The organism is Johannesbaptistia floridana (genome assembly GCF_057440575.1).
This window is the reverse complement of the sequence record NZ_JALKVM010000301.1, coordinates 1-1,486: the sequence shown is the minus strand read 5'-3', so window position 1 is coordinate 1,486 and position 1,486 is coordinate 1. Positions and strand designations below refer to the sequence as shown.

Here is a 1,486-nt window from a genome sequence, read left to right as displayed (position 1 = left end):
CTGCTCCGGTGCTCCTCCTCACCATTTTCTTTGTCAAGAACGAAACAGCCCTGGTAGTCGTTGTGCTTATCACCACAAATAAGGAAGCAAAGCACCCATCCATAATCTTCGATTTGGATGGGGTTAGCAACAGCTTTAAAATAATTACTCAATATCCACTAAAATTGCCTTCAAACCCAAACAGCTAAGCTTTTTAGAGTTGCTTGAGTAAGTTTGAGTAAGATTTACAGAGCGGATTGTGTAGCATTTTCCAATCATACTTTAATTAGAGACTTCTGCCATCTCTATGATTCTTTCTTGATAATCTTTCACTAGAAAATTCAATGGCTTATTTTTGCGAACTTTGTATTTTAGCCGACGAGATTGAATCCTCATCAATAAATTTTCGAGACAATCGCGATCAAAACATACGTGTCTTTGACGGTTTTTATGTCCTAAGTTTGCCCCGGAAATCACATGAATTTGTATATTTTTCTTTAACTGGTACCAAAGTCCTTCTGAAGCGCCTAAACTAGGATTAGCTGTAGCTGTACTTGTTGATAAGTATAGAGGATCTAAACCTCCCCCACCTAAACCTTGTTCATAATTATAATAATAGTGTAATGGTACTTCGGCAACGGGTAAATTTAGCACTCCTTCGTAGAATTCCTGAGCTATATTTAAATCTGAAACCATAATTGTATATATTTTTGGGGCACTTGTGAGAAACATCCACATTGCCAAACCATAAGCCGCTAATAGCATCACCATAATTCCCTGTGTAGAGAAAATGGTATCTAAGGAAGAGGGGAAAAAAGCGCCAATAATTAAAGATTTTTCTGTAATTGTTTGTATCATGAATATGGTCAAGTTATTGTTTTTAAGAATACTTAACCTTATTATAATATCTCTTAAAGCTATAATAGAATTCTACTATGATAACGCATCAGGAGAAACTTCCGAATGGGGAAAAGAGTTAACAAATCAAAAAATTCCACAAGCCAATCTTCACGCAAAAGAATCAGTATTTCTATACAACCTAACTTAGATAACCTCCTAACTGAAGAGGCAAGTAAATCAGGAGTATCGAAATCCTCTTTGGTGGAAAAAATGGTGACAGACTCTTTAACTAAAACTTCTCAAGAAAAAAAAACTAAAGAAAATATTTCAACTACAGATAATCCCGAAACTAAAGAGAGAGTTGAAGATAGTGATAATTCTACTGAATCTCAAACTGATGAACAAGTTAAGTTAATTGCCGAATTAAAAGAAAGTCTAAATCAACAAACTCAAGAACAACAAACCTATCAATCACAGTTAACCGAGAAAGATGAATTAATCAGCCAAACTGAAGCTAAGGTAAAAGAATTAGAATCTCAACTAAATCAACAGCAAGCAGAATTAGATACCAAGGTAAAAGCTTACACAGATTTAGAATCTCACTTAGCAGGCAAAGATGAATTAATCAGCCAAACTGAAGCTAAGGTAAAAGAATTAGAATCTCAAC

At 34.7% G+C, this 1,486-nt stretch carries 2 protein-coding genes; one reads left to right on the top strand and one right to left on the bottom strand.

Features of this window, described 5'->3' with window-relative positions:
- Positions 1-261 precede the first annotated feature (261 nt).
- Positions 262-837: a VOC family protein gene (locus tag MW688_RS18020; RefSeq protein ID WP_486737399.1), complete on the bottom strand. Its 576-nt coding sequence runs from the start codon at positions 835-837 to the stop codon at positions 262-264.
- Positions 838-942: 105 nt separating this feature from the next.
- Between MW688_RS18020 and MW688_RS18015 the strand changes: the two genes are divergently transcribed.
- Positions 943-1,486, top strand: a 544-nt coding sequence (locus tag MW688_RS18015) for a hypothetical protein (protein ID WP_486737398.1), incomplete at its 3' end; no start/stop codon positions are given.